This window comes from Nitrospinaceae bacterium, assembly GCA_018669005.1.
In the GTDB taxonomy this organism is placed as follows: domain Bacteria; phylum UBA8248; class UBA8248; order UBA8248; family UBA8248; genus UBA8248.
This window is the reverse complement of sequence record JABJAL010000078.1, coordinates 44,682-61,948: the sequence shown is the minus strand read 5'-3', so window position 1 is coordinate 61,948 and position 17,267 is coordinate 44,682. Positions and strand designations below refer to the sequence as shown.

Annotated in this window: 15 protein-coding genes; 5 read left to right on the top strand and 10 right to left on the bottom strand. The window is 52.8% G+C overall.

Annotated features, from left to right (window positions below; genetic code table 11):
• Positions 1-65 precede the first annotated feature (65 nt).
• Entirely contained in the window at positions 66-1,439 is a 1,374-nt protein-coding gene (locus tag HOJ95_12460; GenBank protein ID MBT6395513.1) for a glutamine synthetase, read from the top strand.
• Positions 1,440-1,454: 15 nt separating this feature from the next.
• Here the strand turns inward: HOJ95_12460 and HOJ95_12455 are convergent, their stop codons facing one another.
• The 10 genes from HOJ95_12455 to ccsA all read right to left on the bottom strand — a co-directional run bounded on the left by HOJ95_12455 (position 1,455) and on the right by ccsA (position 11,256).
• Entirely contained in the window at positions 1,455-1,784 is a 330-nt protein-coding gene (locus HOJ95_12455; GenBank protein ID MBT6395512.1) for a divalent-cation tolerance protein CutA, read from the bottom strand.
• Between the two features lie 26 nt (positions 1,785-1,810).
• Complete coding sequence (gene meaB, locus HOJ95_12450) at positions 1,811-2,791, bottom strand: methylmalonyl Co-A mutase-associated GTPase MeaB (protein MBT6395511.1); 981 nt, start codon at positions 2,789-2,791, stop codon at positions 1,811-1,813.
• 47 nt (positions 2,792-2,838) lie between these two features.
• The gene (locus tag HOJ95_12445) at positions 2,839-3,309 is read right to left on the bottom strand and encodes a hypothetical protein (protein ID MBT6395510.1); all 471 of its coding nucleotides are present in this window, start codon (positions 3,307-3,309) and stop codon (positions 2,839-2,841) included.
• A 12-nt stretch (positions 3,310-3,321) separates the two neighbouring features.
• On the bottom strand, positions 3,322-4,104 hold the full coding sequence (locus HOJ95_12440) for a hypothetical protein (protein MBT6395509.1): 783 nt from the start codon (positions 4,102-4,104) through the stop codon (positions 3,322-3,324).
• Positions 4,105-4,369: 265 nt separating this feature from the next.
• Positions 4,370-5,554 carry an acetyl-CoA C-acetyltransferase gene (locus HOJ95_12435; protein ID MBT6395508.1) on the bottom strand — a complete coding sequence of 395 codons (1,185 nt, stop codon included), beginning with the start codon at positions 5,552-5,554 and terminating at the stop codon, positions 4,370-4,372.
• 87 nt (positions 5,555-5,641) lie between these two features.
• Positions 5,642-6,676 (bottom strand): porphobilinogen synthase, encoded by a 1,035-nt coding sequence (hemB, locus tag HOJ95_12430; protein MBT6395507.1) that lies wholly within the window; start codon positions 6,674-6,676, stop codon positions 5,642-5,644.
• 14 nt (positions 6,677-6,690) lie between these two features.
• Entirely contained in the window at positions 6,691-8,250 is a 1,560-nt protein-coding gene (locus HOJ95_12425; GenBank protein ID MBT6395506.1) for a HemD protein, read from the bottom strand.
• Positions 8,243-9,169 carry a hydroxymethylbilane synthase gene (gene hemC, locus HOJ95_12420; protein ID MBT6395505.1) on the bottom strand — a complete coding sequence of 309 codons (927 nt, stop codon included), beginning with the start codon at positions 9,167-9,169 and terminating at the stop codon, positions 8,243-8,245. The genes HOJ95_12425 and hemC overlap by 8 nt, the downstream gene beginning before the upstream one ends.
• Positions 9,166-10,470 carry a glutamyl-tRNA reductase gene (locus HOJ95_12415; GenBank protein ID MBT6395504.1) on the bottom strand — a complete coding sequence of 435 codons (1,305 nt, stop codon included), beginning with the start codon at positions 10,468-10,470 and terminating at the stop codon, positions 9,166-9,168. The genes hemC and HOJ95_12415 overlap by 4 nt, the downstream gene beginning before the upstream one ends.
• 18 nt (positions 10,471-10,488) lie before the next feature.
• Positions 10,489-11,256 carry a cytochrome c biogenesis protein CcsA gene (gene ccsA / locus HOJ95_12410; GenBank protein ID MBT6395503.1) on the bottom strand — a complete coding sequence of 256 codons (768 nt, stop codon included), beginning with the start codon at positions 11,254-11,256 and terminating at the stop codon, positions 10,489-10,491.
• 345 nt (positions 11,257-11,601) lie between these two features.
• Between ccsA and HOJ95_12405 the strand changes: the two genes are divergently transcribed.
• The 4 genes from HOJ95_12405 (at position 11,602) to HOJ95_12390 (ending at position 17,210) form a co-directional block, all read left to right on the top strand.
• Positions 11,602-12,543 (top strand): dihydroorotate dehydrogenase, encoded by a 942-nt coding sequence (locus HOJ95_12405; GenBank protein MBT6395502.1) that lies wholly within the window; start codon positions 11,602-11,604, stop codon positions 12,541-12,543.
• On the top strand, positions 12,536-13,261 hold the full coding sequence (locus HOJ95_12400) for a dihydroorotate dehydrogenase electron transfer subunit (GenBank protein ID MBT6395501.1): 726 nt from the start codon (positions 12,536-12,538) through the stop codon (positions 13,259-13,261). The genes HOJ95_12405 and HOJ95_12400 overlap by 8 nt, the downstream gene beginning before the upstream one ends.
• A gap of 211 nt (positions 13,262-13,472) precedes the next feature.
• On the top strand, positions 13,473-14,150 hold the full coding sequence (locus tag HOJ95_12395; protein MBT6395500.1) for a 3',5'-cyclic-nucleotide phosphodiesterase: 678 nt from the start codon (positions 13,473-13,475) through the stop codon (positions 14,148-14,150).
• 42 nt (positions 14,151-14,192) lie between these two features.
• Positions 14,193-17,210 (top strand): hypothetical protein, encoded by a 3,018-nt coding sequence (locus HOJ95_12390; GenBank protein MBT6395499.1) that lies wholly within the window; start codon positions 14,193-14,195, stop codon positions 17,208-17,210.
• Positions 17,211-17,267 lie beyond the last annotated feature (57 nt).

The following is a 17,267-nucleotide window of genomic DNA, read 5'->3' as shown; positions in this document are numbered from 1 at the left end:
GGGGGGTCTTCACTGGAAGCCCCCCCGATATTCTGGTATATGGCCTCTAGTGAATCGAACATGAAATGCCGAGGCATAAAGGAGAGGTCTCCGTGAGCGGGACATACGAGGACAGAGACAGGGAATACGTTCTCAACCAAGCGCGAGAGCTGGGGGTGCGCTTCATCCGCATGTGGTTCACCGACATTCTCGGCTTCCTCAAAAGCTTTGCTATTACCATTGAGGAGCTTGAGACCTCCCTCTATGAGGGGCATATCTTCGATGGCTCATCCATTGAGGGTTTCACCCGGATCGAGGAGAGCGATATGTTCGCCCACCCCGACCCGACAACATTTTGCGTTCTTCCCTGGCGCCCCAAACAAGGGGGGGCCGTTGCCCGCATGTTCTGCAATATTCGCAAAGCGGATGGCGCCGCTTATGAATGCGACCCGCGCTACGTCTTGAGGCACGCGCTCGAGGCTGCAGCAAAGAAGGGCTACACCTTCTACGTCGGTGCCGAGTTCGAGCACTACTACTTCGAATCGGCAGAGCTTCCGCCCAAGACTCTTGACACGGGTGGCTACTTCGACCTCACCCCTCTCGATGTGGCAAGCGATCTGCGGCGCGACACGGTGCTCAACCTTGAGGAGATGGGCATTGGTGTCGAATTCAGCCACCATGAGGTTGGCCCCAGCCAGCACGAGATCGATCTGCGCTACGGCGACGCCCTCACAATGGCCGATAACGCCATGACCCACCGACTCGTGGTCAAGGAGGTGGCCATGCGCAACGGCGTCTACGCCACCTTCATGCCCCGGCCGCTCGGGGACAGCAACGGCAACGGAATGCATACTCACATGTCTCTGTTCCGAGGAGAGGACAACGCCTTCTATGACAAGTCAAAATCCGATGGCCTCTCGGAAACCTGCCTGAGCTTCATCGCCGGGCTCTTGCGCCACACCCCAGAGATGACCATCGTCCTCAACCAGTGGGCCAATAGCTATAAGCGCCTCGTGCCGGGCCTAGAAGCGCCTCTTTACGTCTCCTGGGCACATAAGAACAGAAGCGACCTCATCCGCATCCCCACGACCCGATCGGGCGGCCAGTCGGACACCCGGGTTGAGCTTCGCTCGCCGGATCCCGCCTGCAATCCCTATCTCGCCTTCGCCTGCATGCTTGCCGCCGGACTCAAGGGCATCGAGGAGAACTACCCCCCGATTCCTCCCGTCGATGAAAATGTCTTGGAAATGAACGCCGCCGATCGCGCGGCACGAGGCATCGGCACCCTACCGGCAGACCTCAACGAGGCCATCAAGGCGGCAGAGAACAGCGAACTACTAAGTGAGGTCTTCGGCGAGGAACTACATAAAAAATTCATCTCGAACAAAAAAATGGAGTGGGAGCGCTACCGCTCTCATGTCTCGGACTTCGAGCTCACCACCTACCTGCCAATTCTGTAGGCCTACAATCAGCCCTCACTTACCCAGACTCTCGGCCAGCCACTCAAGGTAGGGTCCACTTCCCTTATCAAACGGCATCGCAATAATTTCGGGAACATCATAGCTGTGCAACTCGCGAACTCTGGCCTCTAGAGCATCGAGGGAGGCCGCTCCCGTTTTAATCACCATCAACACCTCACGCTCATCCTCAATAGTCTCCTGCCAGCGGTAGATGCTCCGCACACCGGGCACGATGTTGACGCAAGCGGCCAGCCGCTCATCGACGAGTGCGCGCGCTACTTTTGCCGCCTCTTTCTCAGAGCCCGCCGTAACCATCACCACCCGAAGTCCACCTGCGTCTTTCATCCGCTTATTGCCTCCGAAAACCGCCATCAAACCAAATCCAGAAACCGCTCGGCTGCCGTGTAGGGATCTTCGCGTCTACCAGCAATGTCGCTCAATAATTTCTCGAATTCGGGCTCGCCCTCTCGGGCGCCAAGGTGGCGCTCGGCGGCGAGCGATTTGAGCTCGTCGGTTAAAAGCTGGCGGGCCCTGGCCAAGCCAAGGGTTTTCGAGGCTCCGGGGTGTGCCTCCAAAAACGCGTGCCAGCTGGAAATTGCCGCCACCAATTCGGGAATCCCCTCCCCCTCGAGCGCCTCGGTCCTGACTATTGGAGGCCACCAAGCGCTTCCTTCAGCACCGCCATCGGTGCCCGCTTCGTGGCGATGATTCAACATCTCCTCGATCAGACGAACCGTCCTGTCCGCCCCCTCACGCCGGGCCTTGTTGACGGAAAATATGTGGGCGATCTCCATGATGCCAGCCTTTGCCGCCTGAACATCGTCTCCCCCGCCGGGTTCCATTACAAGAATAACCGTATCGGCAAGGTGGACCACCTCGACCTCGGCTTGCCCGACACCGACTGTCTCTAAAAGGATGACCTCCCACCCCATGGCGTCGAGGACCTGTACCGCCTCGCCGCTCGCCTTGGCAAGGCCGCCCAGATGTCCACGAGTGGCCATACTTCGGATGAATACGCCCTTGTCGGTGAAATGGCGTCCCATGCGAATACGGTCGCCCAAAATTGCACCACCGGTGAAGGGACTTGTCGGATCGACGGCCAGAACACCCACACGTTTACCCTCGGCTCTAAAAGCGGCAATCAACTGATCGGTCAGCGAGCTTTTTCCCACGCCCGGTGCGCCGGTGAGCGCAATGATCCGGGCCGAGCCGCCCCTGCGATAAAGAGCCTTCATAAGGGGACGGGCAGAGGGATCGCCGTCCTCGATCCGGCGGATAAGCCGGGTCGCGGCAAGCAGGTCGCCCGATAGGATGGCCTCAAGGCTAGATTCGGTTGAGGGTGTCTTCGGCATGGCTACCAGTTGGGCGAAGTCGCCGGAGCGGACTTAGAAAAGAGAGATTAAAATTCGTCGATGGTTTTGTCCACGACGAGGGGCGGCCTGTAGCCGGGCAGGTTCTCGACATAGGGGCAATCGCCCGGAAGGCCCCCCATTTGAATAATTTCTGCGCCAACGGGCATGCAGAGCGGCTCGTTCTCGAAGCGGTCTTCATAGCATTTGCAAAGATTCGTCTCGGTATCGAGAAAAGAGCAGGCGCTCTTTAAAAGCATCAAGCGCGAGCCCCGCCAAACCTTGTCGTAGCAGCATACGCCGCACTGGGTGCAGAGGGCCTCCCATTCAGGGGAGCCCTGAGGCGGCAGGTTTTCTTTGAGCCATTTTTCGATACGCTTAATTTCAAGTTGTTTCTTGGATTTTTTCGCTTTGGCGGCACTACCGTTTCGGTGGCCCCGGACAACGGTCAGAGCGTCATCGAGGGCGCGCTGTTTAGATGAGGAGCGAGGTTTTCTTGAATTTCGCGTCTTTTGCGCCATTAGTGGCCTCTCTTAACTATCCTGAAAATTTGCTTCGCGCTTCTCTAAGAAAGCACCCAGCCCCTCGCGGCTATCCTTGGAGGTCATCGAAATGCCAAAAAGATCGGCTTCTAGCTCAAGACCGGCGGCGAGCGAGCCACTGAGCCCCCGATTCGCAGCGCGGAGGATGAGTTCCATCGCTGGGGCGCTTTTCTGGGCCAACTTGAGAGCCAAGCTTCGGGCCTCTTCCATGAGTTTTTCGGGGGGCACAACTTTGTTGACCAGCCCCAAGCGAAGGGCCTCTGCGGCAGGGAGCATGTCGCCCGAGAGGTTGATTTCGAGCGAGCGCCCCAGCCCGACCAGCCGGGCAAGACGCTGGGTGCCGCCGTAGCCGGGGATTATCCCTAAGTTGATTTCGGGCTGGCCAAAACGAGCGGCCTCTGAGGCGTAGCGAATCGAGCAGGCCAGGGCCACCTCACAACCACCGCCGAGGGCAAAACCGTTGACCGCCGCAATCGATGGCTTTCCCATCGATTCAAGATCGTTCAAGACCGCCTGACCCGAGCGAGAAAGAGCGGCCGCGCTCATGGGCGTTTGGCGCGCGAGCATGTTGATGTCGGCTCCCGCGACGAATGCCTTATCGCCTGCCCCCGTGAGTATGAGCACCTTGGCTGCCGGATTATCCCTCACGCTTCGAATGGCATCCGAAAGCTCGTCCATGGTGGCCTCATCGAGGGCATTGAGCACCTTGGGGCGATTGAAGGTAAGGGTTGCGACTCTCTCCGAGATATCGAGCAAAATATTATTATATGACAACATTTTTCCTTTATTTTTCAAAAACTTACATGACCCAGCTTAAATTGATTATCCCTTTTATCCTAATTCGAAAAGAATGAATCACTAAGGATTCAACTACCAATCTCAAGTTATTCATCGTTAAATTTCAATGAGTTATCTCTTATCATCTAAAAACATCGATAGCTTTTAAAATCACGCCCTCCAGGCATGTCATCACACTTGAGGTTTACCACACAACATATTGATATAAATAGACTCAACGTTACGTGCGACATGTTGCACTCTAGAGGGCCTCGACGATGAGCGAAAGGCCCATGCCGCCTCCAATACATGCACCGGCGAGACCATACTTGCCCCCCCTGCGCTTGAGTTCGAGCAGCGTCGTCAGCGTGAGGCGCGCACCACTTGCTCCCACCGGATGGCCCAGGGCTATGGCCCCGCCATTGACGTTGGTCTTCTCTCTGTCGAGGCCAAGTTCTTTTTCGACGGCCAGATACTGCGCCGAGAAGGCCTCGTTAATTTCAATCAAATCCATATCATCAAGCTCGAGCCCTGCCTTTTTAAGTGCAATTCGACTGCTCTCGGCAGGACCGATACCCATGATTTTGGGGTCACAACCCGATACCCCCCATGAGACGAGGCGCCCGATGGGCTTGAGCCCATGTTTATCGGCAGCCTCCCTCGAGGAGACAACCATCGCAGCAGCGCCATCGTTGATGCCGCTAGAGTTGCCAGCTGTGACAACGCCTCCCTCCTTAAAAACTGGGCGCAAACCAGAGAGTTTCTCTGCCGTGGAATCGGACCGAATATGCTCGTCGCGCTCAAAGCTGATGACCTTTTTTCGCTGCTTGACCTCAACGGGCACACATTCCTCAGCGAGGCGACCGCTATCCCAGGCCTCGGTGGCCCGCGCTTGGCTTAACGCGGCGAATTCATCCACCACCTCTCTGTGTAAATCGTATTTTTCCGCCAGATTCTCGGCCGTGATACCCATGGCAATATTGGCTTGCTTGTCACTCAAAGCATTCTGGAGAGCATCTTCCATCGTGTTTTGAAACAACCCGATGCCGGTTCGAGAGTTCCTAATAATGTGAGGCGTGAGGCTCATATTCTCGGCCCCTACGGCGAGGACAAAATCAGCGTCTCCAGTCAAAATCTCCTTGGCTCCACTCAAGACTGCCTGAAAGCCCGAGGCACACATTCGATTGACACAATAGCCCGGCTTATCCTGAGGAACACCCGCCGCAAGCGCCACATGGCGACCGATATAGACCCCATCCGAGGCAGATTGAATCACGTTTCCCACAATTGTGTGATCGATCATCCCGGGCTCAACTCCCGAGCGCTCCATCGCTGCCTTAGCGGCAATTGTTCCCAACTCGGTAGCCGTCAGGTCCTTAAGTGTTCCAAGAAAAGTTCCAAACGGAGTACGCGCCCCGCCGAGAATAACTATCTCCTGATCAGGCATAGAAAACGCTCCTTTCACCCCGTGAATCTATAATTAAGGTCAAATAGCTTCAAAATAAAAAGAGGTACGACCTATCGCTAGCCCCGTTTACATCCAACTAAGCGGTGTTTTCGCATCTCCGGCAAGCCGCCGAGCCGCATCTTTCGCGAAATAGGTAAGAATCAGATCGGCCCCCGCCCGACGGATCGAGGTTAGAACTTCCATAAAGGCCCTTTCTGCGTCAATCCAACCCTGCTGGGAGGCGCCCACCACCATAGCGAACTCGCCCGAGGTATTGTAGGCGGCAACCGGCACGTTCACACGGTCCCTCGTCCGAGCAATCAAGTCAAGATAGGTGAGTGCCGGCTTCACCATTACAATATCTGCGCCCTCCTCGAGGTCAAAATCCACTTCGCGCATAGCCTCTCTAGCGTTTGCCGGGTCCATTTGATAAGAACTTCGGTCGCCAAAAGACGGAGCACTCTCTGCCGCCAATCGAAAGGGTCCATAAAAACAGCTCGCGAATTTGGCCGAATACGCCATGATAGGTATCTGCTGGAACCCTGCCTGATCGAGAGCGCCTCTAATCGCACCGATGCGCCCGTCCATCATGTCCGAGGGAGCAATCATGTCGGCTCCGGCCTCTGCATGGCTCACCGCCGTCCGCTCAAGAAGCTCAAGGCTTGGATCATTGAGAATTTTGTCGCCCTCAACAATTCCGCAATGACCATGGTCCATGTACTCACACAGGCAGACGTCTGTGATTACACACAATTCGGGATATGCCGACTTAAGGGCTCGCACGGCTTCCTGAACGACTCCATTACTATGGTAGGCCTCGGAGGCGACATCGTCCTTTTTGTCAGGAATTCCGAAAAGTATGACGCCCGGAATTTTCAGCGCCACCACCTCAGCACACTCTTTCACCAATTCATCCACTGAAAACTGGTACTGGCCAGGCATTGAGGATATCTCTAGCTTCACACCATTGCCTTCGACCACGAACATAGGATAAATCAAATTATCAACGGTGAAATGGGTCTCTCTGACCATCCGCCGAAGCGTTGCCGTCTCACGCGTACGCCTCGTGCGGCGAGAGACTTCTTCGCGCACACCTGCGAGAAGGGAGTTGGAATCTGCCAATGTTTTGCCTCCTCCTAATGAATTCCCACCCAGGGGGCGGGGTTACTCCAGTCCACAGACGGATTGAATCGGTAAAAATCCACTATTGCACGGGCCAACCCCGGAATAGTCGAAACCTCGGCCTCGACATGGGGCTCAAGCCCCACCTCACGAGCCGTTTCGCTTGTGACTGGACCGATAGAGGCGATCAACACACGCCCCATCGATGCCTCGATAAAATCCTCACCGAGCATTTCGGCAAAATTGCGTACAGTTGAAGAACTTGTGAACGTCACCATTTCAATTCGACCCGAAGCAATTGCCTCACGGATACGCTCGACATCAGAGACATCTGCTAAAAGGGTCTGGTAGGCAGGTGGCACATTAACCACGGCACCCCGCTCGGAGAGGGTATCGGGCAAAATTTCCCTTGCCTCCAGCGCTCTAGGAATAAGCACCCGTTTACCAGAAAGCGCCTCGTTCGACATCATCTCCAAAATTCCTTCCGCAACATAGGTTTCTGGAACCCCATCCGCCTTGAGGCGGAGAACATCCTCAAGCGCGTGTGCAGTTGCGGGGCCTATGGCTAGGATCTTCACACCTTTTGCAAACGACCTCGAATCCAGACCCGACGACAGAAGTCGCTCTGCAAAGAATCGCACACCGTTCGCACTCGTAAAAATCACCCAATCATAAGAATCGAGTTCGCTAATCGCAGCGTCAAGAGGACCCCAATCATCAGGGGGCATGATTCGAATCGTCGGTGCAACAATCGAATCGACCCCCAATTCGTCCAGCACTCGGGCGAAACGATCCGCCTGCTCCCTCGGACGAGTAATTAGAATGCGTCGCCCGTGCAAAGGCCTTCCCTCAAACCAGTTGAGTTCCCACCGGAGACGAGCCACCTCCCCCACTATGACAACACAAGGTGCTGCAGGAATACCCACTTCGCTGGCATCCGGCACAGACCCAAGAACAGATTCGATCACACGCTGCGAGGGCGCACCTCCCCCCTCAACAATAGCAACAGGAACAGAGGCTGAAACACCTCCCGCAATCAGTTCAGATCTAAGACCAACAATTGAATCAGAATTCGTCATAAAGACAAGGGTGCCGCCCTCACTCGCCAATTGACAACAAGCGCTATCTCGCAAACGGACACCATCGAGCAGCGGATATCTTAAAACGGTGATCCCGCCAGCCTCCGAATTTGCTTTAAGTGGTATACCTGCAAAAGTGGCAGCGGCTAGAGGAGGCATCATTCCCGGAACAACCTCGAAAGGGATTCCTTCGCGGGTCAACGCCTTAGCCTCATCAACGCTCCCCCCCCAATTATAGGGATCACCCCAATAAAGTCGCACAACTGACTTGCCTTCCTCGGCGCGATCCACAAGAACGCTGCTCGCACTGCCGTCTCCTGGCTCAAGGGAGATGCGCTCACAACCAACGGGGAAGAGTTCCTGAATGTCGTCAGATAGACTGGATTCGAAAATTATTACTTCGGCACGCTCCAGCACTTCTAGACAGCGAACGGTGAGCATGGACGGATCACCGATGCCGGTACCCGCCAAATAAACAACACCGGTCTCATACATTCCGAATCTCCTGGAGAATTTTTCCTCCGCCCAACTCTAAAAGCTGGCGAGCCAACATCTCTCCCGCGACAATACCTTCCTCTGGTGCACACTCTTGTTCGGCTTGAATCACTCGTTGACCATCAAGGCTCGCAACAATACCTCTTAGGTGCAATACATCGCCCCTGAATTCGGCGAATGCGGCTAGTGGCACCTGGCACCCCCCTTCAAGATACGCCATGACACTACGCTCCGCTGCCACTGCCTGGCGAGTGGGCTCATGGTCAAGCCCCGCAAGCGCCGCCATTGTACCCGAATCGCCCTCTCTCACCTCAAGGCCAAGAGCACCTTGTCCGACAGCGGGAAGCATCAACTCGGGCGCGAGGCGTTCAGTCACACGCTCTCCATGCCCTAGCCGATTCAAACCCGCCGCTGCAAGAATAGCTCCAGCAACCTCACCCTCGGACACCTTACGAAGACGGGTATCGACATTCCCCCTAAGATCGACCACATCAAGGTCATTTCGATATCGCTTGAGTTGCGCCTGGCGGCGAAGGCTACTCGTTCCAACACGGCTCCCAGGGGGCAGACCACGTATAGACTCGCCACCACGGGAGACAAGCACATCCCAAGGCTCCTCTCGCTCAGGAACTGCTCCGAGTTTCAAACCGGCAGGAAGATCACCAGGAAGATCCTTCAAGCTGTGGACGGCAAGATCAATTCGGCCATCGAGAAGCTGCTCTTCTATTTCCGTGACAAACAATCCTTTACCGCCAACCTCATGAAGTGCAGCATCGAGGATTTCATCTCCCCGTGTACGGATGATAATCTCCTCTACTTCAAGACCTGGATTTTCATTCTTAATTCGAGCGGCCATTTGCCTCGATTGGGCGAGTGCAAGAGCACTTCCACGAGTACCGAGGCGAAGCTTTTCTATCATTTACCACCATCCTTTTCAGAGTCCGACTCGTCATCTTCGGGCTCCACACCAAAAAGGCGCTGAACGATCGACAAAGAATCGTCACCCATCTCCTCGTCCGCCATTTTCTTCAAAACATCAAATGGGCGATGAAGTAACTTATTCACGATGGCACGCGACATGGCCTCAATGGCCTGATGCTCCTTCTCACCCATATCCGGAAAACGAGAAAGGGTTTTTGAGACTTCCCCTGCTCGCTGAGCCTCGGCCTCAATGCGGATAGCCGAGAAGGTTTGAGAAAGTGACTCCATTTGAATACGGCGCACATATGACTCAACTTCCTTTTCGATGATGGAGTTTGCTTGAAGGGCCTCCTCTTCCCGGCCTTTCATGTTGGATGCCACTACCGATTGCAGATCGTCGATATCGTAAAGATAAGCATTTTCTAAATCACCCACGGCAGGATCAATGTCACGCGGTACAGCGATATCGATCAAGAACATGGGGGCATCGCGCCTGACTTCCAGCGCTGTTGTCACCATCTTTGGATCAACAACTGTGTGAGGGGCACCGGTTGATGAAATAATAATATCAGCACGAGCCAATTGGCCGGCAAGATTATTAAAGTCCACCGCACTGCCACCGAGATCGGCCGCTAGCGCCTCGGCCCTGGAATATGTGCGATTTGCGACGAGAAGCGTTTTCGCGCCATGGCCTACAAGATGCCTTGCCGCCAGTTCAGCCATCTCACCTGCCCCGAGAAGAAGAACAGATTTATCCTCTAGCGTTCCGAAGATTCGGCCCGCCAGTTCAGCTGCTACAGAACTGACGGAAACCGCTTTTTTACCAAGAGCTGTTTGGTCGCGAACTTTTTTCGCCACCCTGAAAGCCCGCGAGAAAAGACCTGTCAGCGTCTTGCCGGCGTGACCCGCCTCCTGGGCAACTCGGTAGGCCTCTTTTACCTGACCAAGGATCTGCGGCTCACCTAGAACCATCGATTCAAGGCTCGATGCGACACGGAAAAGATGTCGAGTCGCCTCCTCGTCACGCTGAATGTAGAGATGATCGACAAGTTCATCTTGCCGAAGGCCACGCGACTCCTTTAAAAAATCATAAATTGCATCAACACCCTGCTCATAGCTCTCGGCCCAACCATAGAGCTCAACCCGGTTGCAGGTCGATAAAATCACGCGCTCGCTCACCGATGGGAATCGCGACATATGGTCGAGCCACTCTGGCATGTCGCCCTCAGGAAAATAGAAACGCTCGCGCACCTCTAGCGGAGTGGTATGGTGACTAACTCCCGCTAAGATTATCGACACGATTCAGGGTCTCCTGACTTAAATATGAACAGCGATGGCCAAAATCACCGCAACAAAGGAAATCATCGAAAATACGGCCGAGCGATGCCCTTTCCAACTACGCGTTAAGCGACACACCAACAAAACTCCGTACGCCCCCCACACAAGTACAAGGGGCCAAGTTTTCATCGGATCAAGACTCCAGTAAGCCCCATGCCGGGCCTTGGCCCACATGGAGCCAATCAGCATGCTCGCCGTGAGAAATGTAAACCCGAAATAGAGTATTTTGTGGTTAAGATCGTCAAGCACACCAAGGGAGGGAAGACGATGGAGCCAAGCGCTTGGGCGCTTGGATTTAAGTTGTCTAGATTGGGCAACAAACATTAAGGAGAAGCCGAACAGAAAAAAGAATGAGGCACCGCTCAACAAAGCAAGCACCGCATGACCCACGAGAAGGTATCCCTGAACCTCAGTGGAACCAGCTCCCCAAACACCCGGGAACGCTGAAGCGTAGCCCTCAAGGACAAATCCAAATGGCACAGCAAAGCCACCAAGAGTCATATCTTTGTATCTAAAAAACACGCCCAGATAGAGGAATACTATCACCCAGGCAAGAGCGCTCAACCACACTCCCCAGCCCCTGGTGGCTGGACTCGAAAATGAAACACCCAGCATGGCTGTGTGGAGAAGAAAACCACCGATGAGCGAACCAATCCCCAAGGCAGAAACCACAAAATGTTTTTTGAGTAGGTAATAGAGGTGGGCAATAGTTGATATCAGGTAAAGCCCAACAAGTACGGCAACCACGTCGCTCCCCTCATCTTTCATCCGCCAGACTTAGTTCAAAAGCGGATATAATTCATAACAATTTACATATCAATAAATTAAACGAAAAAACCTAAACCAACATATCAAAAAAACAACACCCAAGCCCTTAATTTTAACCAATTCTCTGTTTTTTGGGAAGATAGAGCAATAAAAAAGGACAAGGACACTAATCCCATCCATTCCTACCCTACCAGAAATGTAGCATTTTGACGAAAATGTCTGTAAAAATTGCTTTTCCCGCATTTTAGGTTAATTATACCCCTGCTTAGGGGATAATCAGGATATAGAGACAGCTTAAATTCTCCACCACCGGAGCAAATTGGATTGAAAAACATTCCCGAAATAAATCCTCCGCTAATCAATGCGAGCGGAATTTTAAGTTATCCAGAAGTTTTCCTGGCATTCGAAAAAGCTGACGCTGCCTTGGGTGGATACGTCACTAAATCCGTCGGACCCGATGAGAAACCTGGAAATGAAAATCCCGTAGTGGTCTGCCCCGAAACGAGTGCCCAGCCAGTCCTAAATTCTCTTGCACTTCCGACCCAGAGCCCCTCCGACTGGGAGGCCGACCTTGGAGAGACAAATCTTAGCCACTCTAAACTCATCGTTTCTGTCTACGGCGGAACCCCAGATGATTTCGCCAAGATGGCCCAGAGAATGACCCCTTTTGCAGATGTTATTGAGGTAAACCTAGGGTGCCCAAACAAAATGCCTGGAGAGGCAACCCTTATGGAAAGCATCGGTCAAAAACCTGAATTGTCGGGAGAGGTGATTCAAAAGATTCGACAAGTAACCGAGTTGCCGGTGATCGCGAAACTCTCCCCCAATAGCGATTATTTAGAGGTGGCGGCCGCCTGTATGGATGCTGGCGCCGACGGCCTGGGGTGCGGCAACACACTTGGCCCAGGCCTCGCCCTCGACATTGAGACCCGAGCAGCCATCCTTGCTGGGACCACGGGCGGCATCAGCGGCCCCGCCCTCAAACCTGTCAACCTGCGCTTAACCTACGACTGCTATGCTAGATTCGGGTGCCCGATTATAGGATATGGCGGAATCGAAACCTGGCGAGACGTGATCGAGTATGCCCTGGCTGGAGCCTGTATTTTTGGTATCGGCACAGCTTTCCTCGGTAAATCCACTAGCGAGGCAGCTACTCTGACAAAAGAGATATGGAGCGGTGTTCTGGCCTACCTAGATGGCGCTCCGCTCTCTAGCCTGGTTGGCGGTGCCCACCGCAATGAAGAGCGGGAGCCCGCACGTGCGTAAAATATTTCACATCACCGAGAATCGGACAGAGAGCGCGTGGACAAATACACTTTTTTTCGATGGCGAAGTATCGTGCCAGCCAGGGCAATTCATGATGGTGTGGCTCCCCCGACTGGGCGAAAAACCTTTCACACTTTCCTATCCCAACGCCATAACGGCAAAAAAAGCGGGAAAATTCACCGAAGCACTCACTTCACTGCGTCCAGGTGACGCCATTGGTCTGCGCGGTCCACTTGGGCAGGGTTATCCTGCCCTCAAGAGGCCTGCTCTCATCGGAGGCGGTGTAGGCATCGCAGAATTGCGTCTCCTGGCACTCAGTTCAGAATCACCAACCATTGTTCTGGGCGGCAGGACGGCAGATGAAATACTTTTTTATGAGGAATTTAAAAAAATCGGCACGCTCAAAGTGGTTACCGAGGATGGTTCGCTGGGAAACAAAGGTTTAATTACAGATATTCTACCCGTTGAGGCAGACTCATATGCGGTTTGTGGGCCAGAGCGGATGATGGTGGCGTGTCGCTCCATTTTGCCAGATGAACGAACCTACTACGCCATCGAGCGATACATGAAATGCGCCGTCGGGCTCTGTGGCCAATGCACCTGCTCTGGTCTCAGGGTGTGTGTGGATGGGCCCGTCTTTTCAGGGCAATCCGTTAGCCAGATGGACGATTTCGGCCACCGCAGAAGAAGCAAAAGCGGGCATTGGGAAAATATCTAACTTTCGCATTCAAATTGCGTAACCACAGGATTCTCTTTTCTTATATATATTGATGTGCTAAGTTTTGAAATATAACGACTTACCAGCAATTCACCCTTTGCAGGCATGTTTCAGTGGAGGATGAGTCATTCAACTTCGAGTCCTTGGCAGCTATGGTGGTCGTGAGCCTGGCTGCTACCTACCTTCATTTCTTTTCAATGAGCGCGTCCTGGTGGATGCAGGGAGCGGTGCCTCCACTTTAACCGTTGCCGAGCAATCGAAACTAGAAGGTATTCTCATTTCCCATACACATCTCGATCATGTGGGAGAAATTCCATTTATCGCTGACAATATTTTTGGCACCAAGGACTCTTCGCTCCCCATCGTCAGCCTAAAGCCAGTCCTAGAAGATCTCCATAAGTATTTGTTCAACAATATCATATGGCCAGACTTTACAGCTCTAGCCGTTGGCGACACCCCAATCCTCCAGTTCGTCTCTATCGAGGAGGGCGAATATAAATCAATTGCAGGAATCGACTTCACAGCCTACCGGGTCGATCATTCAGTAAATGCTGTTGGATATATACTAAGGGATGAATCCGGCTCAGTTCTCTACTCAGGGGACACTGGGCCCACCAGCAAAATATGGGAAAAAGGCAAAGAACTTGACGATCTTCGGGCTATAATCACAGAAGTGTCGTTTCCGAATTTCATGTCAGGCATCGCCGACGTGGCAAAGCACTTCACGCCAGAGACGCTCCACGAGGAAGTAAAAAAAATGCCTGCGGATATTCCCATTTACCTCTATCATGAAAAAATAAGGTTTCACGATGAAATCCTCAAAGATCTTGAAGATTTGAATGAACCCAGGCTTCAGATGCTGGTTCAGGGGGAAACCTACACATTTTAGTTGCCGCCCCTGGGCGGGCAGCACAACTTCGAGCAAACCCAAATGGCGTTAAAGAATTTTTTCGGTAAGAAAAAAAACGAGGACGACTGGGACTACGGGGACGATCTCCTTGGCACCAGTTCAACCTCGGATACCTCCGAATCCGTCTCCCCAATCACACCAGAGGAGCAGGAAATGATTCGGGGGGTTGCCATACGTGCACGTGCCTATGTCGACTACAACAAGCGAAAAATATCCACGATAACGTCCAAACTCAACGATCTCGATAAACAAATACTTATGATCCTCCCCTCTCTCGTCCACTTGAATCTGCCCGGCATTCCAGGATACATAGAAGATCCCGAACGTGTCCCGGACGGTATTCTGGATTTCAAACCCGATGACGACATACCCAGGCGAATCGAACGGGAGATTCCGGCGGCTAATGTCAGCATTGGAGACTTCAACACCCGGGCCAGGGGGACAGCCCCTATCTACACGCTCGCTGCGATGGGGAGCCTCGCCACCATCGCTCAAACCTCGAAGAGTGATTTCGATATTTGGGTATGCGTGAAAAAGCACGAATTCAAACCCAAACAACTCGAAGGTCTAGCCCATAAACTCGAAGAAATTGAAGATTGGACGGAGAAAACCAATCGTTTCGAATCACACTTTTTTATCACGGACATCGATGAGGCTCGAAACAACAAGTTCGGCGAATCCGATTCTGAGAGCGCAGGCTCGGCACTTGGAAAACTCTTAAAAGAAGAATTTTTCCGCACTCACACCGTTCTCGCAGGCATGCCCCCTCTATGGACGGTAATGCCTCCCCATATCACTGATGAGGAATACACGCACTACGTTGAGGTCGCCACGGCCCACTACGCCGTCAACCCCAAACTATATATCGATCTTGGTAATGCCCAGCATATTACCGTCGAAGAGTCATTCGGAGCGGCCCTGTGGCAACTCAACAAAGCGCTAGGAAGCCCCTTTAAATCAGCGATGAAAATGGGATTGATCGAAGATTACATGGACACCACATCGGACTCCTCACTTCTCTGTGACGTCCTGAAGCAAAATATCACTGACATGGCAGTTGAGTCCGAAGGCAATCGCGATAAATTTGATTCACTAGGAGAAGGAGAGCAAATCGACGAGCATCCGGAACGATTTTCCCTTGATGGATATCTCTTGATGTTCAACCGTATCCTAGAGTTCTACAAGCGCATGAATCGAAGCGACCTTCAGGAAATATTAAGGCAATGTTTTTACCTCAAGGCGGGCGACACTATCACAGGAATCCACGATCCACTTCGAGCTAAAAACCGAAAAAAAGATATGCTTGCTCAACTCATCGAGCAATGGAACTGGGATAACGAACATCTCCTCGACCTCAACAAATTCAAGGAATGGTCTTTTGACCGAAGCGTGAAATTGGGTAGCGAGGTCAACAACTTCATTATTGAATCCTACAAACGGCTCTCTCAGGCTGGTGCGACATCGAACGCAATGATTAACGAAACAGATCTGACCGTTTTGGGCCGAAAGCTTTTCACTTTCTACTCAAAAAAAGAGCGGAAGGTTGACTATCTCCCAAAAACATTCGAAGAGAGCCTTCACCAGAATCAAATCACCTTCACGATGACATCTCCAGCCGGGGGCGGCACATCGGGAATCTGGAAGGTCTACCGGGGCTCGGTGTCGGCAACCGACATTCAAAACAAAAAACTCGACGGCCAGCTTCTGCGTCAAACCCGAAACCTTCCCGACCTTTTAGCTTGGCTGGTCATCAATGGCGTCTGGGATCGGCGCAGCCATGTCAACCTGCAAGCCAAGGCATCCAGGCTGACCACGGCGAACCTCCAGGATATCCTTGAGTCCTTAGGTGACTATTTTCCACCCGTCGATGTGGGACATTTGCCCAATGAGGACCTGATAAAAGACTCCCAAATCAGAAGGCTATACGCGATCATCAACTTGGGCGACACAAGCCAGGGGGAGGCTATAAATCGCATTGATCTCGTCTATCGCACATCTTGGGGCGAAATTTACACCGAGAGTCCGAAGGAAAAAATTGATGATCTTGGCGCTCTTCGGTTTTGCCTGGACCGCCTACCCTACGCTGAGAAAGGAAAAATTCCCGCCCTGAAGGTCTATGTCCCATCCGGGAAGATTGGCGTTGCAGCGGGAAGGAAAATTTTCACCGACTTTGAAAATCAGCTACAAGGCTTGGCTACTTTCTACCACGCCACGCCACTCCCCCCCCTCACCCAACGTACATTTTTATTTAAAGGTGGCAAGGGTGTCATCACCGCTTCGTGGAACGGAAAAGAAACTACCACTTCGGAATACACCACTTTCGAGGAATTTCTCCACAAGAGAGAGAGCGGCCAACTCATTCGCACGGAGATTGGCGTGGCCTCTTCGGCCACAGAACTTCTGGCTCAGCAGGCCATTGTTGTCAGCTTCGAGCTCAACGTAATCCAAGTGATAATGCTCAACGATGGCGCGCGCGTACGGGTATATATTGCCGATGAGATGGGCTCAACAATGTGCCACAGCATCGGCAAAGACAGCTGGCCTACCTACTCGGTTAAATTGGGCGCATTCCTAAGCAACATCTCATCAAGAATCATGGCCGAACCATGGCGGGCAAAAGCTAAAATGCCCACCGTTAAGCTGGCTTTTTGTCATGTTGACGCCACCGGCACGGGCTCCAACCAGTACAGTGTCGTTGACGAAACCATGAAATACCTACAGGACATTGAAAACAGAAAAGCCGCCTCGGGCCAGGTGAAGTTCGCCGAAATGAAGACTAAAACAGGGAAACGGGCCCTTGTCTTTCAAGTTGACGATGAGAAAATCACCAGCCTTAAGCACGGGGCCAAAATATTTGAGGCCGTAGCCAGACATTTCAAGAACTCCTACCCCAACATCACTTCAATACCCGTTACAGACCTTTCCCTTCCCCTGGATTTCAGAAAAAAGAATTGCCCACGGGGAGCAAAGACCTACCATTTCCTGATGTACAAAAATATGTTGGAGCGCAAATTGAACGAGGCTTTAAAATCCCTTTAATAACACCTCTTCAGTACGACGTCCCAAGTTGTAAATTAGAACCTCAATTCTTGACAA

Bases quoted from the DNA above. Each gene is read 5' to 3' on its own strand.
- HOJ95_12455 (MBT6395512.1), bottom strand. From the start codon at position 1,784: ATGAAAGACGCAGGTGGACTTCGGGTGGTGATGGTTACGGCGGGCTCT.
- HOJ95_12425 (MBT6395506.1), bottom strand. From the start codon at position 8,250: ATGTATGAGACCGGTGTTGTTTATTTGGCGGGTACCGGCATCGGTGAT.
- HOJ95_12460 (MBT6395513.1), top strand. From the start codon at position 66: ATGCCGAGGCATAAAGGAGAGGTCTCCGTGAGCGGGACATACGAGGAC.
- HOJ95_12445 (MBT6395510.1), bottom strand. From the start codon at position 3,309: ATGGCGCAAAAGACGCGAAATTCAAGAAAACCTCGCTCCTCATCTAAA.
- HOJ95_12435 (MBT6395508.1), bottom strand. From the start codon at position 5,554: ATGCCTGATCAGGAGATAGTTATTCTCGGCGGGGCGCGTACTCCGTTT.
- HOJ95_12390 (MBT6395499.1), top strand. From the start codon at position 14,193: ATGGCGTTAAAGAATTTTTTCGGTAAGAAAAAAAACGAGGACGACTGG.
- hemC (MBT6395505.1), bottom strand. From the start codon at position 9,169: ATGATAGAAAAGCTTCGCCTCGGTACTCGTGGAAGTGCTCTTGCACTC.
- meaB (MBT6395511.1), bottom strand. From the start codon at position 2,791: ATGCCGAAGACACCCTCAACCGAATCTAGCCTTGAGGCCATCCTATCG.